The sequence below is a fragment of the Nocardia sp. NPDC003482 genome, from assembly GCF_053588115.1.
Window position 1 is genome coordinate 129,041 of the sequence record NZ_JBSFPI010000018.1, and the last position, 15,342, is coordinate 144,382.

General features: G+C 67.8%; 18 protein-coding genes and 1 tRNA gene. 11 read left to right on the forward strand and 8 right to left on the reverse strand.

The genetic code is table 11. The features are described from left to right. Positions 1-97: 97 nt before the first annotated feature. Positions 98-556: a MarR family winged helix-turn-helix transcriptional regulator gene (locus ACWDSJ_RS26535; protein WP_450035046.1), complete on the reverse strand. Its 459-nt coding sequence runs from the start codon at positions 554-556 to the stop codon at positions 98-100. 81 nt (positions 557-637) lie between these two features. Between ACWDSJ_RS26535 and ACWDSJ_RS26540 the strand changes: the two genes are divergently transcribed. Beyond that, positions 638-1,012, forward strand: a complete 375-nt coding sequence (locus ACWDSJ_RS26540; RefSeq protein ID WP_450035048.1) for a cupin domain-containing protein — start codon at positions 638-640, stop codon at positions 1,010-1,012. A 7-nt stretch (positions 1,013-1,019) separates the two neighbouring features. On the opposite strand, the gene ACWDSJ_RS26545 is transcribed toward ACWDSJ_RS26540, so the two are convergent. Further along, a complete protein-coding gene (locus tag ACWDSJ_RS26545) occupies positions 1,020-1,349 on the reverse strand; it encodes a hypothetical protein (RefSeq protein WP_450035050.1) in 330 nt (109 codons plus the stop codon). A 184-nt stretch (positions 1,350-1,533) separates the two neighbouring features. On the opposite strand from ACWDSJ_RS26545, the gene ACWDSJ_RS26550 reads away from it, so the two are divergent. Further along, complete coding sequence (locus ACWDSJ_RS26550; RefSeq protein ID WP_450035052.1) at positions 1,534-2,478, forward strand: hypothetical protein; 945 nt, start codon at positions 1,534-1,536, stop codon at positions 2,476-2,478. Positions 2,479-2,521: 43 nt separating this feature from the next. Here ACWDSJ_RS26550 and ACWDSJ_RS26555 read toward each other — a convergent pair whose 3' ends face one another. Beyond that, entirely contained in the window at positions 2,522-3,205 is a 684-nt protein-coding gene (locus ACWDSJ_RS26555) for a class I SAM-dependent methyltransferase (RefSeq protein ID WP_450035053.1), read from the reverse strand. A 124-nt stretch (positions 3,206-3,329) separates the two neighbouring features. Here ACWDSJ_RS26555 and ACWDSJ_RS26560 point away from each other — a divergent pair, with 124 nt between their 5' ends. Continuing rightward, the gene (locus ACWDSJ_RS26560) at positions 3,330-3,560 is read left to right on the forward strand and encodes a DUF2283 domain-containing protein (protein WP_450035055.1); all 231 of its coding nucleotides are present in this window, start codon (positions 3,330-3,332) and stop codon (positions 3,558-3,560) included. A gap of 24 nt (positions 3,561-3,584) precedes the next feature. Here ACWDSJ_RS26560 and ACWDSJ_RS26565 read toward each other — a convergent pair whose 3' ends face one another. Next, positions 3,585-4,880, reverse strand: a complete 1,296-nt coding sequence (locus tag ACWDSJ_RS26565) for an MFS transporter (RefSeq protein ID WP_450035056.1) — start codon at positions 4,878-4,880, stop codon at positions 3,585-3,587. Positions 4,881-4,987: 107 nt separating this feature from the next. Here ACWDSJ_RS26565 and ACWDSJ_RS26570 point away from each other — a divergent pair, with 107 nt between their 5' ends. The 3 genes from ACWDSJ_RS26570 to ACWDSJ_RS26580 all read left to right on the forward strand — a co-directional run bounded on the left by ACWDSJ_RS26570 (position 4,988) and on the right by ACWDSJ_RS26580 (position 7,376). Further along, entirely contained in the window at positions 4,988-5,779 is a 792-nt protein-coding gene (locus ACWDSJ_RS26570; protein ID WP_450035058.1) for an alpha/beta hydrolase family protein, read from the forward strand. 82 nt (positions 5,780-5,861) lie between these two features. Continuing rightward, entirely contained in the window at positions 5,862-6,917 is a 1,056-nt protein-coding gene (locus tag ACWDSJ_RS26575) for an NAD(P)H-dependent amine dehydrogenase family protein (RefSeq protein WP_450035060.1), read from the forward strand. A 168-nt stretch (positions 6,918-7,085) separates the two neighbouring features. Then, the gene (locus tag ACWDSJ_RS26580; protein WP_450035062.1) at positions 7,086-7,376 is read left to right on the forward strand and encodes a CoA transferase; all 291 of its coding nucleotides are present in this window, start codon (positions 7,086-7,088) and stop codon (positions 7,374-7,376) included. Between the two features lie 23 nt (positions 7,377-7,399). Here the strand turns inward: ACWDSJ_RS26580 and ACWDSJ_RS26585 are convergent, their stop codons facing one another. The 3 genes from ACWDSJ_RS26585 to ACWDSJ_RS26595 all read right to left on the reverse strand — a co-directional run bounded on the left by ACWDSJ_RS26585 (position 7,400) and on the right by ACWDSJ_RS26595 (position 10,941). Continuing rightward, positions 7,400-8,440, reverse strand: coding sequence for an FAD-dependent oxidoreductase (locus ACWDSJ_RS26585; RefSeq protein WP_450035064.1), 1,041 nt, complete (start codon positions 8,438-8,440; stop codon positions 7,400-7,402). A gap of 279 nt (positions 8,441-8,719) precedes the next feature. Beyond that, complete coding sequence (locus tag ACWDSJ_RS26590; protein WP_450035065.1) at positions 8,720-10,402, reverse strand: M14 family zinc carboxypeptidase; 1,683 nt, start codon at positions 10,400-10,402, stop codon at positions 8,720-8,722. A 466-nt stretch (positions 10,403-10,868) separates the two neighbouring features. Continuing rightward, positions 10,869-10,941 (reverse strand) — tRNA-Lys (locus tag ACWDSJ_RS26595). A 284-nt stretch (positions 10,942-11,225) separates the two neighbouring features. Between ACWDSJ_RS26595 and ACWDSJ_RS26600 the strand changes: the two genes are divergently transcribed. Further along, entirely contained in the window at positions 11,226-12,428 is a 1,203-nt protein-coding gene (locus tag ACWDSJ_RS26600) for a L,D-transpeptidase (protein ID WP_450035067.1), read from the forward strand. Positions 12,429-12,661: 233 nt separating this feature from the next. Here ACWDSJ_RS26600 and ACWDSJ_RS26605 read toward each other — a convergent pair whose 3' ends face one another. Then, the gene (locus tag ACWDSJ_RS26605) at positions 12,662-12,868 is read right to left on the reverse strand and encodes a hypothetical protein (RefSeq protein ID WP_387369721.1); all 207 of its coding nucleotides are present in this window, start codon (positions 12,866-12,868) and stop codon (positions 12,662-12,664) included. A 132-nt stretch (positions 12,869-13,000) separates the two neighbouring features. Between ACWDSJ_RS26605 and ACWDSJ_RS26610 the strand changes: the two genes are divergently transcribed. From ACWDSJ_RS26610 to ACWDSJ_RS26625, 4 genes are read left to right on the forward strand one after another with little or no spacing between them, the layout of a single operon-like run. Next, positions 13,001-13,324, forward strand: coding sequence for a WXG100 family type VII secretion target (locus tag ACWDSJ_RS26610; protein ID WP_450035069.1), 324 nt, complete (start codon positions 13,001-13,003; stop codon positions 13,322-13,324). Next, complete coding sequence (locus ACWDSJ_RS26615) at positions 13,321-13,620, forward strand: WXG100 family type VII secretion target (RefSeq protein ID WP_450035070.1); 300 nt, start codon at positions 13,321-13,323, stop codon at positions 13,618-13,620. Before ACWDSJ_RS26610 ends, ACWDSJ_RS26615 begins: the two co-directional genes overlap by 4 nt. 1 nt (position 13,621) lies before the next feature. Beyond that, positions 13,622-15,001 carry a hypothetical protein gene (locus ACWDSJ_RS26620; RefSeq protein WP_450035071.1) on the forward strand — a complete coding sequence of 460 codons (1,380 nt, stop codon included), beginning with the start codon at positions 13,622-13,624 and terminating at the stop codon, positions 14,999-15,001. A 9-nt stretch (positions 15,002-15,010) separates the two neighbouring features. Beyond that, on the forward strand, positions 15,011-15,307 hold the full coding sequence (locus ACWDSJ_RS26625; RefSeq protein ID WP_450035073.1) for a hypothetical protein: 297 nt from the start codon (positions 15,011-15,013) through the stop codon (positions 15,305-15,307). Positions 15,308-15,342: the final 35 nt, after the last annotated feature.

The window sequence follows — 15,342 nt, forward strand, 5'->3', positions numbered from 1 at the left end:
CGAGCCCTGATACCCGGCGCCCGTGCCGCCGGGGCGACATCACCGATGTCCGCATTGCTGCCGGGCATTCTCGTCCCCCCGGCCGCATCGCGCAGGACTACCAGCTTGACGGCCGCACCCGGCCGGGCCGGACCACCCGCGCCAGGCCGTCGCGTACCTCGGAAAGCGTTGCGGCGCCCAAGGTTTCGGCCCATGTGCGATTGAACGCCGCCAGCGCCGCGTCGGCCGCCCGGGTCACCGCCCGGCCGCGGTCGGTCAGGGTGATCAGCCGGGCGCGCGCGTCGCGCGGGTGCGGATTGCGCTGGGCGTACCCCTTGTTCACGAGCTCCTCGACCAACTGGCTCGCCGCCTGCTTGGTGACGCCGAGATGTGCGGCGAGCTCGCCCACGGTCGCGCCGTCGGGGGCCATGCGCACGAAGGCGAATCCGTGACTGGGCCGGATGTCGGCGAAGCCGGCCGCCACCACGCCCGCGTGCACGGCGTCGGTGACCTCCGCGGCGGCGGCCAGCAGCAGCAGGGGTAGATCCGGGGCGGGTACGGGAGCGCGGCGGGACATGGATGCATCTTGGCACTTGACGGAATGGGCAAGCCCCTTGACTATATAGACAAGAAGCTTGTCCAATTGAAAGGCGATCCGATGCCCGTGATCCGCGCCGACCAGGCCGAGGTCCACTCGATGCACAACGTCCGCTTCCACTCGCTCGTCCGGCCCGCCACCGGCAGCGCCGAGATCTGCCAATGGCGGCTCGAGATCGGTGCCGAGACGGTGGGTCAGCCGCATCGGGTCCTGCGCGAGGAGACCTTCGTAATGCTCAGCGGCACAGCAATTCTCACCATCGACGATGAATCCGTCACCCTCGCTCCCGGGGACGCCGCGGTCGCCCCCGCCGAATCCACCATCCGCCTGGACAATCCGTCCGACGCGCCCGCGACCCTGCTGGTGACGGTGCCCGTCGGCTTCCGCGCCGAACTCGCCGACGGCACGGTCTTCACCCCGCTGTGGGTCGGCTGAGCCGGGCTCAGACCCGTCGGGGGAACCGGGCCGCGAGCAGTTCCGTCAGCTCCCGCGCGACGGCCTCGTTCGCCGGATCGTCGGCGAGGGCGCGGGCCAGCCGCTGGACGCGCTGGGTGTAGCCGCCGCGCGCGGCGATCGACGCGAATTCCGCCTGTAGGCAGGCGGCGGCGGGGCGATTGCCCGCCGCGCGCAGATCGGCGATCCGCTCGATGACGGCGTCGACGCCGAAGGTTTCGACTATGTGCCGCAACCCGTATCGAGTAGGGGGTTCGAGGGTCCGCACGTGCGGAACGTTGGTTGTCGTGGGATGTCGTCGCAGGTAGCGCACATTCATCACTGGTGATCCCTCCCGTCACACAGGCCGAAAGCTCCCCTGGGGGTACGCACTTCCGGGCGTGGGAATCGCTCACCAGCCGGCGCGTATCGATCCTAACAGCCGGTCGCGGGGCGAACTGCGGTGCGGCGATGCGCATTTGAGTCCTTCTGGGCCGTCGGCGACACGACTACCCTGTCTGGATATGCAGTTGCCGCGCTGTTGGTTCGGCGTCGACGTCCTGGCCTCGCTGTCCCGGGAGAAGGTCATCATCCACTCCGCCGACGGGCAGCGGGTGGCCCGGCCGCTTCGTCGTGTCGCGAACCGGTTGGGGTTCGATCGGCAGGGGGAGGAGCTGTTCGGCGCGGTGGTGCAGGACGTGCTGGCGGGTCCGCCGGTGGACGCGGTGCGGTCGGAGGGCGGGCTGTGCTGCCACACCCATTGGGTCACCGCGCCGGACGGGATGGCGGTGGGCCTGGTCATCTGGCTGGCCGCCCCGCCGGTGGGGGTGCGGCCGGTCTACAACTCGTGGATCCTCGATGTGCACAAGGCCGCGACCCGCAGCGGCGGGGACGATCTCAGCCTCATCGGCACCGATCGCCGCGTCGGCGAGGAGCGCGCGATCCGAGATCTGTTGCGGCACATGAATCCCGAGGATGCGGGCGAGTTCGTCTCGCTGCATTACGACGCGCAGACCGGGAAGGAGGGCACGTTCGCCGAGGCGTTCTGGTCGGTTCGGCCGGACGATCGGTGGGTTCATTTCTGGTCCACGGCCTTCCTGCTCGGCACGGCCGAGGAGCGCGGGTCGACGGTCTACGGGCTGACCGCGCAGCTGCGGGACCGGCGGATCGATACGCGGCTGGGGACGCTCGTGCGGTACACCAATGCCACGTTGCTGATGGTCGACGCGCGGACGCGGGTGGCCATCACGGCCACCGGGGATCTCGCGCCGGAATTCGAGGACGAGCGGTTGCTCAACCAGGTGTTGCAGCAGATCGATACCGATCGGGTGCTGGCGGCGGCGCCGGATTCGACTGTGGAACAGACGGTTTCGGTCGACGGGGAGCGGTTCCGGGCGGCGGTGTTCTCGGTGACGAGCGCGCAGAAGGAGTCCGGGGCTCCGGTCGGGGTTCTGCTCGTGCCGCTGTGATTCGCTTCGGGCGCGAGGGTATTCGTCGTCTCGGAGGGGCGGGTCACTCGTCGCGGCGCGGCTCGCGGGCGGTCCACAAGGCCATGGCGCCGATGGTGTCGACGTGGACCGCCCCGAACGCTCGTCCCAGGGCCGCGACCAGCCCGTCGCGGTCGTCGTCGCGATTGTGGAACGCGCCACGCTTGTTGAACGCGTCGGAGACGGCGCGGCTGAGGCGGGTGTGCCCGACGCCGTGGGAGAGCACGGTCGCACCGAAGAACACCCCGTCGTCGGTGGTCGCGTTCGCGATGTGGCGGAACGCGATTCCCTTGTCCGCCCAGGTCCCGGGCACGCAGTGCAGCAGTAGGCTGGCCGCGACGGACCCGTACCGCCGGTCCACCGGCAGCGGCCGCAGCACGCTCCCGGTGCGCAGGACCGGCTCGATGTCCCGCCGCCGCAGCCGCCGGGCGGCCATGCCGAGCGAGTGCGGATTCAGATCGACCAGGGTGACCTGCGGCCGCCGCGCCGGATAGGTGGCGTGCGCGAGCAACCAGCCCGATCCGGGGCCGATGTCGAGGTGATCCGCGGCGACGTTGCCGTCGTACAGTTTGCGCAGATGGGTTGTCGGACAACGCCATACGACCGAGTTGTTGAATCCGAGCACCCAAAGGTCGTACAGCCGAAGCAAAGTCGGCGAATACGGCTCCGCCCCGTCCAGCTCGGCCTGGCTGATCTCGTTCGATTCCATGACCCCGACTCCCTCTGGTCAAGCTCCGAACCGGCTCTCTCACAAGACTTCCGCCAGCACACGGGGTTGCTCGCCGAGCGCTGCGTGGTGAGCATAGCGGATTCCGGTGGGTTAGCGTGGGGTAGTGGACGCACGGTCGTGGACGTGGGACAAGCGGGCCGACGCGGCGTATCTCGCGTTCGGGGACGGCCCGCGGCGGGTCGCGCGTACGGTTCCGGTACGGGACGGGGAGACGGTCGTGGCCGCGCTGGATTTCGGCGCGGACGGCGCGCTGCTGGGCATCGAATTGCTGAACGCGGAGGTGCAGCTCAGTGCTGGCATGAAGGCTGCGGCGGAGATTATCTCCGGGCCGTGAGCGGTCGCGCACCGCGGCGGGCGGTCATCGGGGCGGTGGGGTGGGACGCGGAGGCGGATCGGGCGTTTTTGGACGCGAATGTCGGTGGCTGACGAGGGCCGGGTTCCCGGTGCCGTTCGTGAGGAACGCCGCGGCGGCGCACAGAGCCAAGATCACATAGCACGACGCTGTCACCACGATGACAGCGTGATCGGACCATGCCGTGGACAGCGCGACACCCGCCGCGATTCCGGCCAGGGCGAGCCCTTCCATTCCCGTGCTGGCGATGGACATCACGCGCGAGATCTCCGGGCGGGCGGTCGCGGTTTGCAGGGTGCCGAAGACGGCGGCGACGAGGAGGGTGCCTGCGGAGGCGGACAGTATCTCGAAGAGGATGACGAGCGGATACACGAGCCGATGGAGCTGTCCGGCCGAAAGCAGACAGACGGTCGACACGGCGGAGAGCCCGCTCGATGCGGCGATGAGGGGCCACATTCCGAGCCATCGCAGGATCCGATGCGCGAGCAGACCGCCGACGATGCCGCCGACCGCGCCGAAGGCGAGCAGGACCCCTACGAGCGCGGGCGCCACGTGCAGGTCGCGGATCAGATACACCAGCATCACCGGGGCGAGGAGACTTCCGACCACGCCGGACAGCCACAGCAGCCAGACATCGCGTCGGCGTGCGACGGTCAGAACGAGCGTCGTGGTCGGGACGTGCGGACCCGGTTCCGAAACTCGTTCGGCGACAGCCGTTTCGGCCTCGACGAAGCGTAGTGGCCACAGCAACGCGGCCGAGAGCAGGTTCAATGCCGCGTCGACCAGCAAAATCGCCGGTGCCGGAACAAGTCTCGTCAGGGCGGGACCGGCGGAACTGCCGACGATGTCCGCGGCGCTGCTCATGCTGTTGAGCGCGCCCACCGCTCGGGTGCGTCGCCGTGGGGGCACCACGCTGTTGAGCGTCGAGTGACCGCAGCTCGCCACCAGCGTCTTCGTGGACACGACCACCACCACCGACGCCAGAAGCGTGGGCAGGGTGAGCATTCGGGACCACCACAGCAACGGGATCAGGCACGCGGACGCCGCCGCGAGGATCTGAGCGAGAGCCTGGACGGTGATGTGCCGCTTCCGGCTGTCGACCCAGGACGCGAGCGGGATTCGGGTGACCAGGCCGACGGTGAGCATCGTGGCTGTCACGGCGCCCACCGCCGACGTGCCGCCGCGCAGGGTGACCACCACGATCAGCGGAAGTACGGCCTCGGCCACCGAACCGCCGGTCAGGGCCAGTCCGCGGGAGGCGAGGTAGGTTCGGGTCGCCGATGTGGTCTCGGTTGTGGTCATGGGAGTCGATCCGTTGGTAGAGGGACCATTGGAACACGAGGTGCGGTGATTTCGCTTGTGGCGTAACCGGGTTCGGGCCCCGGCTCGCACCCCCTACCGTGGGCGTTATGACCGCACCGATCACCGGTACCGCCGCGGGCGTGCCGTTCACCGCGTTGCCGCCTGTGGGTGGGGGTGTCGCGCCGTTGGTTGTCAGTTGGCACATGCTTGATGCGCCTCGGTCGGATGGGGCGTTCGCGGCGGCGTTGCCGATGAATGGGTTGGCTGCTTGGCGGGTGCATTTGGGGATGCCTATGTGTGGGGCGCGGATGGTGGATGGGCGGGTTGATGCGGTGGTCGCGTTGGCTCGGGAGGATCCGTTGTTGGCGTATTTGGCGCCGTTCGTGCGGCAGGCGAGTGCGGAGTTTCCGGCGGCGTTGGCGGAGATTCGGGAGCGGTTTCCGGTGGGGGACGGGCCGATCGGGGTGCTCGGGGGGTCGTTGGGTGGGGCGGTGGCGCTGCGGGTGTTGGTGGATTCTCCGATCGCGGTTTTCGCGGGGGCGGTGGTGAATGCCGCGATTCGGATGCGGTCGGTGGTGGATCTGTTTCCGGGGCCTTATCCGTATGACGCGGAGTCCGAGGCGGTTGTCGAGGGGTTGGATTTCGTCGCGCGGGCGGGTGATATCGGGGCGCCGTTGTTGATCGTCAGTGGGGAGCGGGATCATCCGGCGTTGCGGGCGGACGCGGTGGAGCTGGCGCGGGCGTTGGGGGATCGGGCCGAGTTGCTGTCGGTGCCCGGGTTGGCGCATCCGCTCGCCGACGAGCCGGGTATCGAGCCCGCGCCGCAGCTGCCGGTGGCTCGGGCGGTGGACGCGGGGTTGATCGCGTGGTTCGGCCGTCATCTTCCGAAAGTGGAATAGCCGATTGCCAGGGCCGTGGGCCGGTTGCGAGACTCGGCGGCGGTGAGGGAGCGGCTCTCATCGGTGCTTTCGAGGAGGCCCTGTGTTGCGGGTTGTCCAATGGGCCACGGGCGGCGTGGGCAAGGCCGCGATCGAGGCGGTGCTCGCGCATCCCGAACTCGAGCTCGTCGGGTGCTATGTGTATTCCGAGGACAAGAGCGGCAAGGATGTCGGCGAGATTCTGGGTGGCGCGCCGCTGGGTGTGATCGCCACCAATGACGTCGAGGCGATTCTCGCGCTCGACGCGGACGCGGTGGTCTACGCGCCGTTGATTCCGAACGCGCGCGAGGTGGCGCGGATTCTGCGGTCGGGTAAGAACGTCGTCACGCCGGTGGGGTGGTTCTATCCGAGTGAGCGGGACGCGAAACTGGCGCAGGCGTGCGTCGACGGCGGTGTCACTCTGCACGGCATCGGGATCAATCCGGGCGGGACGACCGATGTGCATCCGCTGGTGTTGTCGGCGATGTCGTCATCGGTGACTTTCGTTCGGTCCGAGGAGTTTTCGGATATGCGGACCTATGACGCTCCCGATGTGTTGCGTTCGGTGATGGGGTTCGGGGGGACGCCGGAGCAGGCGCGGGAGTCGCCGATGCTGGGGCTGTTGAGCGGCGGGTTCACGCAGTCCGCCCGAATGTGTTTGGACGCTTTGGGTTTCGCGGAGGCGGAGATTCGGACGTCACACGAGGTCGGGGTGGCGACCGGTCCGATCGACTCGCCGCTGGGGGTGCTCGAGGCCGGGCAGGTCGCCGCGCAGCGGTTCGTGTGGGATGCGGTGGTGGCGGATCGGGTGGTGGTGCGGATCGCGGTGAATTGGCTTATGGGAGAGGAGAATTTGGAAGCCGGGTGGGGGTTCGGGGCGGAGGGAGAGCGGTACGAGATCGAGATCAAGGGGGATCCGGATACGTTCGTGGTGATTCGGGGGTGGCAGCCGGCGTCGGTGGCGGAGGGGTTGCGGCGGAATCCGGGGATTGTGGCTACGGCTAATCATTGTGTGAACTCGATTCCGTATGTGTGTGCGGCGGGGGTGGGGATCAAGTCGGGGGTGGATCTGCCGTTGGTGGCTGGGCGGGCGCATCCGGAGTTGGCGCGGGGGGACTGAATTCGCGGATCGGCGGGATGAGCGGTCAGTGGGGCCGCGTGACCGAAACCGGCATCAGTGAGCCACGCGGGCCAAAGCCCTTGCGGGCGTTGCGTTTGCTGCCGTTGATCATGTCGTTGAATCGGTCGATGGGCCACCGACCCCCGATTCGCCACCAACGCCGCACGATTGACCCACCGCGCCGCCATCGACCACCTCATCGGAGAGCGAATCGCGACCGCCCCCCGAGCCCACTGGCAACACATCCTCCAATCCGCGGGCATCCCGGTAGCCTCCACCCAGAACACCGCCGAAATAGTCGCCCACGAACAAACCCGAGCCCTGCGAATCCTCGGCACCCCCACCCCCGACGAAATCCCCCTCGTCGGCCTCCCCCTCTCCTTCGACGGCAAGCGCCCCCACCCCTCCCCGCCGCGCGCGCCATCGGCGCGGACAATCACCTGCTGGAGCAGGTGCTGAAGGACGGCGAAGGGTAGGGCCGGTCAACGGTTGGCGCGGGCGCGAAGTGCGCGGGCGCGGTCTTCGAGGATCCGAATCCGCCGCTGCGCCATCGCATTCGCGGGCGACTCTCCGGCGGTGAGGGCGTCGAAGACGGCCGCGGCGTCCTCGAGCGCGTCGCGTGCGCCGACACCGGCGGCCGGGGTGATGGCATGATCGGCGTCTCCGATCAGCACAACGCGCGGATCCGGGGTGGCGGCGGACTCGAGCGGAACGGTGCGCGCGTTGGAGACATGCACCCGATCGGTATGGGAGAGCAGGGTATTGGTGAGGTTCGGAATGGAGGGCGTGGCCGCGCGGACGGCGTCGGCCCATTCGTCGACCGGCCGCATGCCGAGGTCGTCGGTGTCGCGGAGCGGTTCGCGGGGGAGTCGGATGAACCACATGGGATGGTCGTCGGCTCGCCAGATATGGCCGAAAGTGGCTCCGGGAGCACCGTTTTCGGCGACTTCGGCGAAGAAGTGCAGGACCTGGGGGTCGGAGTCGAGTTCCATAGCGACGGTGGCGCGCCCGTAGAGCACGACATCACCGGCGTATTCGGGAACGCGATGCGGTTCGAGGTGCGCGCGCACCACGGAGTCGATGCCATCGGCGCCGATCACGTGATCATCGGCAAGCGGGACGGTCTCGTCACCGAACCGCACGACGGGCGTGCCCTCGGCGAGAGCGATGTCGGTGACGGCACTGCCGTAACGCAATTCGGCTCCGGACCGCGCGACGAAGTCGTCGAGAATCTCCATGAGCGCCGCGCGCAACCAGAACCGATGCCCCCGACTCATCGAGGCGCCCCGCCCGCGACTGTCGGCATAGTGCAGGGCGTGGACGGGGAAGGACGCGGCATCGAGTACCTCCTGATCGACTCCGAGGTGATGAAGCGCCTCATGGCCGCGCCCGTCGACGAACAGAAACGCGCCCCGCGGGCCGGGCCGCTGCTGCTCGAACAGCGTGACCTGGCGATCCCCCCGGCGAGCGAGAGCGCCAGCGAGGGCGGATCCGGCGATGCCGCCGCCGATGATGGTCACCATGGGGAGCTCCTCCTCGGTGGTACTCAACTGTGCGTAGCCCAGCTATCGTCCGCTAGCCCGATGAGCGACAACAGGATTCGCCGCCTAGCCACACGGTACATTCGCCCTCGGCGTTTTGTGGAAGGTGTGGCCAACGACGCCGAACTCGAGGTCGAAGCCGGGTGCGAGCGGATCCGCCTGTGTACGCGGACGCCGGATGCGCCCAGACCCGCGGACCTCGGAGCGATGCCTTCTCCGAAATCAGCGGGGCCAGAAGCACATTCGAGGGAGGGCAGCCCCCTACCCCTTCAAGGCTCGGCTCATCGGCTGGCCGACGGCGTCATTCGCCAGGGTGGTCAACATGGCGAGCGAGCGTTGCGTTTCGGGGATCGCCCGGGAGAGGTAGCGCGCGACGGGGCTGAGCGTGGCGACGGTCGCCTCGTCGAGCACCGGGTCATGATCGTGGGCTTGCTGGTCGGCGAGATGCGCCAGGGCCTTGGCGGCCGCTGCGCGCATATCCGGTTGGGCGGCAAGGGCTTCCAGGATTCGGGGAGCCAGTCCCATGAGCTGGTCGTAGGCTCGCCGCGCCGCGCCGGTCTCGGGGAGGTGGCGGTCGAGCGTGATGCGCATGGCGGCAGCGCCGCTGCCGGAGCACATGATGGCGAGGCAGAATTCCATCAGCGCTGGGAAGTTCTCCTGGATGACCTGCTGGGCTTCCTCGTACGGAGGCTGGAATTCGGTGGCGGTTTCGATGGTGAGGGCGCGGATATTGCGCAGGCTCGGGTCGACGAAGTGGCGGGAGTAGGAGTAGTCGTCCACCGCGCCCGAGACAGGGTAGAGCGGTGAGGGTCCGGCGGTCTGCTGGACGGTGTAGACGTGGCCGCGCACCTTGGCGATGGCGTCGCGTATCCGGTCTCCGGTGTGCTTGTACCAGTCCAGGTCCGCGGCGGGGATGTATTCGCGGTACAGATCGTCGCCCGTCCTTCCCCGGTCGGGGTTGGGAACCCGGAAGTTCATCGCCGGGTCGGTTGTCTGGTTGTCGTCGTCCCCCCACGGGTGGCCGATGACCTCGCTGTAGGAGTGCATGTCCAGCACTCCGCTGATGTGCATGAAGGTGTTGAGCAGCCAGCGGATGTTGCGGGTCTCCGGTTCGGAGAACGCGTAGGGCCCGCGGTAGATGTTGGAATCGCACGGGCTGGAGCTGGTGCCGATCCCGCTGTCGAACAGGAAGTCGTAGTTTCGGTTGAGATCGACACCGCGGCAGTCGGTTCCGGCATTGTAGGAGCGATTCTTGCGCCACATGGGGTCGGTGGACATCACGTATTCGCGCCCGTCCGGGTTGACCAGCGGGACGATGAAGAGGTCCACCGACTCCAGCAGCAGCCGCACGGTATCGATGCTGTAGGTGACCGACCCGAACGTCAGGTCGGTTCCGGTCCGGTAGGAGTAGGTCAGATACGACATCCAGGTGGCCAGCAAGTCGGTGTTGACGAGTTCGCGCGCGTGCACCCCGCCGAGCAACAGCACCCCCTCGCGCTCCACCCGGTCCCCGGCGCGGACCCGCAGCGCGTGAATCGTCCTGCCCTCCACCGATTTCAGCGGCAACTCGATGGCCGAGCAGAACGAGGAGTTGATATTCGCCAGGTAGCCGATCCAGCCCTCGACGGTGTTGTAGGTCAGGTACCCGGAGGGGACGGCGAGCGCCGGGGTGTCCAGCGGCACCGCCGCCCAGTCGATCGGTGGGGCGATTTCCAACGGCGCGCGTTCGGTCACCGCACGGACGGTGACGGTGTAGCCGTCCTCCGCGAGACCGGCGATCTCGTCGACGGACAGGTACCCGTCGATGGTTATCGCGTCATCCGTCGCGGCCACCGTCGCCCCGAACAAGTCGAGCCCGCGCCCGGCCAGCGCGCGCATCGCGGTGGCACTGTCCGCCGCGACCTGGACGAAGTAGCGCCGCACGCGCGGTTCCTGAGTAGTCATCGTTCCCCCCTGGGACTGAGTAGTCGGACCTCCTCACTGTGCCCGGGCCGCTCGCGCCGGAGCAACGATCGGTCCGCCCCGTGAACCGAACCGGCCCCGACCACTAACGGAACCCTCGCCCCGACCGGGTCCAGCACCGCCCTAACAAACGCGTCGAAGTCACCAGCGGATTGGACGAAACCATTTGGGGCTCAGACGATCCCGGCTGCATGGGATGATATTGCCGCCCTCCGGCTGAAGGCCCTCTCCGAACTACTCCGGGTCAAGCGCGCATCGATCTGTATTGACCGGGGACTGCGAGTCATCGCGACCGCGACGACGTAATTGAGTGTGACAATGGCCAGTGCCAGCGGTCCGAGGCCCGCGCTGAAGCGGTTCGCGCGGGACTATGCGGAAACCGGTGGGCGAAACATGGACTGGACGCGATCCCGATCTTGCTTCATGATCTGTTCGCGCTGTTGAAAGGTGCGCCATCAGGGACTCGAACCCCGAACCCGCTGATTAAGAGTCAGCTGCTCTGCCAATTGAGCTAATGGCGCTGGTGTCACCCGGAGGAAGTGAAAGCTTCCGTCCGGTGCGGGGAAAACCATAACAGGCAAGCCCGGCGAACGTGAAATCCCCTGGTCAGGGGTGGTACGCGCGAGGGTGTTAACGAGCGTGCCCGTGGGCGGGATGTAGGGGGTGGCGGATCTGGTGTGTCGGGTGTCTCGGTGGCCCGCGTGCTGGCAAAATGATCGGACGTGGTCTCGGGTGATCCCGGTGGGATCGTCCAGCGTGGCGGGTGCGGGCTCGGTGCGCGTGAGGCAGGGAATCGGGGTTGGACATGAGCATATGGCGGGTGCGGCGGCGGTCTCGGGGGCCGTTCGGCGCGATGGCGGTTCTCGCGGTGGTGGCGCTGGCCGCGACCGGGTGCAACAACTCGGGCGCGAGCGAGGCCGGGCCCGTACCGCAGGGGCCGCCGGTCGGGGAGCTCATGCGGCCCAAGCTGGTCACGCCGGTGCCCGATGGGGCGGTCGGGGTCGCGGCGGGGGATCCGCTGCTGGTGCGGGTGGACGACGGACAGCTGGCGGGGGTGACGCTGTCGGGCCCGGACGGGGAGGTGCCGGGGCGGATGGCGCCGGACGGACGGTCGTGGACGGTGGCCGAGCCGCTGGCGTTCGGGCGGAGCTACCGGTTGCAGGCCGAGGCGGTCGGACTGGGCGGAAAGTCTTCCAGCGCAGTCAATTTCACGACGATCACCCCGCGCAGCAAGACCCATCCGTGGCTGTTGCCCGCCGACGAGGAGGTGGTCGGCATCGGCCAGCCGGTGGCCGTCCAGTTCGACGAGAACATCCCGGATCGACGCGCCGCGCAGGATGCGATCAAGATCACCACGGTGCCGCCGGTGGAGGGCGCCTTCTACTGGGTGAACAACCGCGAGGTGCGCTGGCGCCCCGAACACTTCTGGCAGCCGGGCACCCGCGTCACCATCGACGTGAACACCTACGGCCGCGACCTCGGCAACGGCCTGGTCGGCGACACCAGCATCCACTCCACCTTCACCGTCGGCGACGCGGTCGTCTTCACCGCCGACGACGACACCAAGATGGTGACCGTCGAGCGCAACGGCGAGGTGATCCGCACGATGCCGACCTCGATGGGCAAGAACTCCTCGCCCACCGACAACGGCGTCTACATCCTCAGCGACCGCTTCGACCACATGATCATGGATTCCTCCACCTACGGCGTCGCGGCCACCGGCCCCAACGGCTACCGCACCCCCGTCGACTGGGCCACCCGCATGTCCTACAGCGGCATCTTCATGCACTCCGCCCCCTGGTCGGTCGGCCAGCAGGGCTACACCAACACCAGCCACGGCTGCCTGAACCTCAGCCCCGCGGACGCGCGCTGGGTCTACGAGACCGCCAAGCGCGGCGATATCGCGATCGTGAAGAACACCGTGGCGGGCACCCTGTCCGGCGTCGACGGCCTCGGCGACTGGAACATCCCGTGGCCGGAGTGGAAGGCGGGCAACGCCGACCGCTGACCCGTCGGCGGCCGCCGCGCAATATCGTTGCGGCACAATGGTTCACGGGTCTCCGGGCTGCGGGACGGCAGGTGAAGCATCATCATTTCAAATGGAAGTGTACCGCGACCCGCCGCGCCGACCGTCGACTTCCGGCGAACCACCCGAGTATCCAGCAACTTTCTGGCAAAATATGGTGTGAGGCCGGGGCCCTCGCGCTCCGGAGGGGACGCGAGGGACACCGGTGATACCGCTCACTGACTCGGCTGTGGCAGTTCGCAATTGCCCAGATGCGGATTCACACCCATGTAGTTGAGCGGCCCCGACACGATCGTCAACGCGATATTCCCGAAGCTCGCACAGGTGATCGGCCCGCTGTCGAAGTAGTGCCGCTGCGCCGCGGCGATGAACCCCACCACCAGCCAGATGAGCAGAAGTACGGATCCGGTCCTGGTCTTCATGGGCCATTCCAATCGTCGCCGCTCACTCGCTCGCGGTAGGGCGATTGTCCCATTCGTGGGGGGTTCGGATCGAGTCCTTCGGCGTGGCGAACGGGCCGGGCGCGTTGGGGCGGGGCATTAGGATCGATGGTCATGAGCGAGGGCGGGGGGAACCCGGATCTGTCGGTCGTGCCGGACGAGGTCGCGAAGCTGGGCAAGTACGCGTACGACCTCGCCGATATCCTGCGGTCGGCCCTGGCCGACGCGAGCCGGGAGGTGACCGCGTTGACCGAGAGCGGTTGGACCGGGACGGCCGCCGCCAGTTTCGCCGAGGGCTGGGACGAATGCCGGGACGGCGGGCAGCGGATCATCGAGGCGCTCGGCACGCTGGCGGCGTCCGTGGGCGTCACCGCGGAAACCTATGCGGCGCACGACAATCAGTTCGCCGCCGAGGTGTCGAGCCTGGATCTGTCGTGAGCGAGGCGTTCGACGTCGACCTGGACCGGCTCGAGAGCGTCGTGGCGCGGCTGTCGGGTCTGGCGGGGTTCGTCAACGACCATCTCGCCACGCTCGATCGGAAGGTGGCCGCCGTGCACGCCGGATCGTGGACCGGCGTCGCCGCCGAGGCGCACCGGACCGCACATCGCGAATGGGCCGCGGGCGCAGCCGAATTCGTCGCCGGGATCAGCGAGATGAGCGCGTTGGCCAGGCAGGCGCACGGCCACTACAGCGAGGCGCAGGACGTCAACGACAAGATGCTGGGCGGGGGCTGAGGTGCCGTCGGTCGATCCGCAGGTCTATTACGACGCGGCCAGGGCGTGCCAGCAGTTGGCGCACGATCTGGAGGCTCCGGTGAATGCCCTGCGCGGAAGTCTCGACGGCTGTGGGGGAATGGCGGGCCATTACGACGCGGTCGTCGGCTGGGCCCGTGAATACGACCAGCACGCCAGGTCTTTCGATCAGTACGCCACGAATTATGTTGGGGCGCTGTATCATTTCGGCGATCTGCTCTACGCCGCCGGGCACAACTGGGCGATGGCGAATTGGAAGGCCGATCGGAATCCGAACAAGGGCGATCCGCCGACCAAGCCCGCTCCGGCGTTCTCGCCGACGGTCACCGTGCAGCAGACGGTTCCCTCCGCCGGGAGCAACGGCAAGGGGCTGGACACCAATATCCCCGGTCTGCTGGAGCAGGTGGGCCTTCCGATTCCCGACGGCGACAGCCGCAAACTGGGAGTGGCGGCCGACGCCTGGAAGGCATTCGCCGCGCACGCGACCGTGATGGGCGCCGAGGCTCGCCTGAGGTCGGTCGCCGGAATGTTCGACGAGTTGCAGGCCCGGGACGTCACCCATATCAACGAGCACTTCACGACGCTGGGCAGCGGCGCCCACGCGCTCGCGGCCTTCCCGGGCAGCCTCGCCGTTCCGGTCGCCGATCATCGACAGGCGTTGACCGAATTGCGCGGCGGTGTGGACAGCGCGCTGTCGGATGTGAAGCGGGATCTGGCGCTCGCCGTCGGGTTCACCGTGGTGGCGATGACGATCGAACTGGTCGCGACCGCGGGCCTGGCCGCCCTCGGGCCGGAGGAGGCCACCGCCGCCGTGGGTACCGCCTCCGGTGCGGCGGCGGTCGCTCGCGCGGCGAAGATTCTGCATGATCTGGTGCGGGACAGCCGGTTGCTCATCATTGTCGGGAGTGCGGCGGCCGGATGCCTGGCGTTCAAGGCCGTGGAGAGTCTCGATATTCGGTCGGCGATCGCGGGGATTCTTTCGCTGGCTATTCAGCAGATTCAGGAGGGTGGGCAGGTCAGTGCCACTCGGTATGAGGATCTGCCGCTTGCTCCGGAGGTTCCGGAGGCGGGGTTGACGGATGCGGGTGAGAAGTACGTCCGAGGCAGGCATTTTCCGGGAGGAGCCGAGCTGAATCCGACCAAGAGCACCTTTCTCGAGGGCGAAGATCCTGATGCCCTTGTGGAAGCCTCCGACGGCATTACGGCCCGTGGTCCCAATGATGACGGCAACTACGAGCGTGAGGTGGACGCGGGTCGCGTGGTCGGCAACCTTTCGCCGCGTGCCGGAGGTCGCCCGACGACGAAATACAAGGTGATCACTGACAGGTGGGGAGCGGTTATATCGATGTTCCCCGTGGAATAGGAGGATGCTTTGGGGATCGGCGTGTCTGTCCACAACCAGGTGAACGAGAAAGTGGAAGAAGTATCAGGGTACGACGATGAGGCGGTCAGCGATTTCATTGCTCGCGCACCGCAAGCGTCACTGGCACGAGGGGTTCATTCGCATGCGGACACGATGTTCAACACCAAGCAGCTGAGGCAGTTGATCGAGGAGCTGAAGGCTTTCCCGCCTACCGACGAGAAGGATGCGCAGCTGATCGCGGTCCTGATCCGGGCGGCGGAATCGGCGATTCGCCAGCGCGGCTACCTCTGGTTCAAGGGAGACTGAACGAGAATGGCCCAGGTCGGACTCGGTCCGGCCTG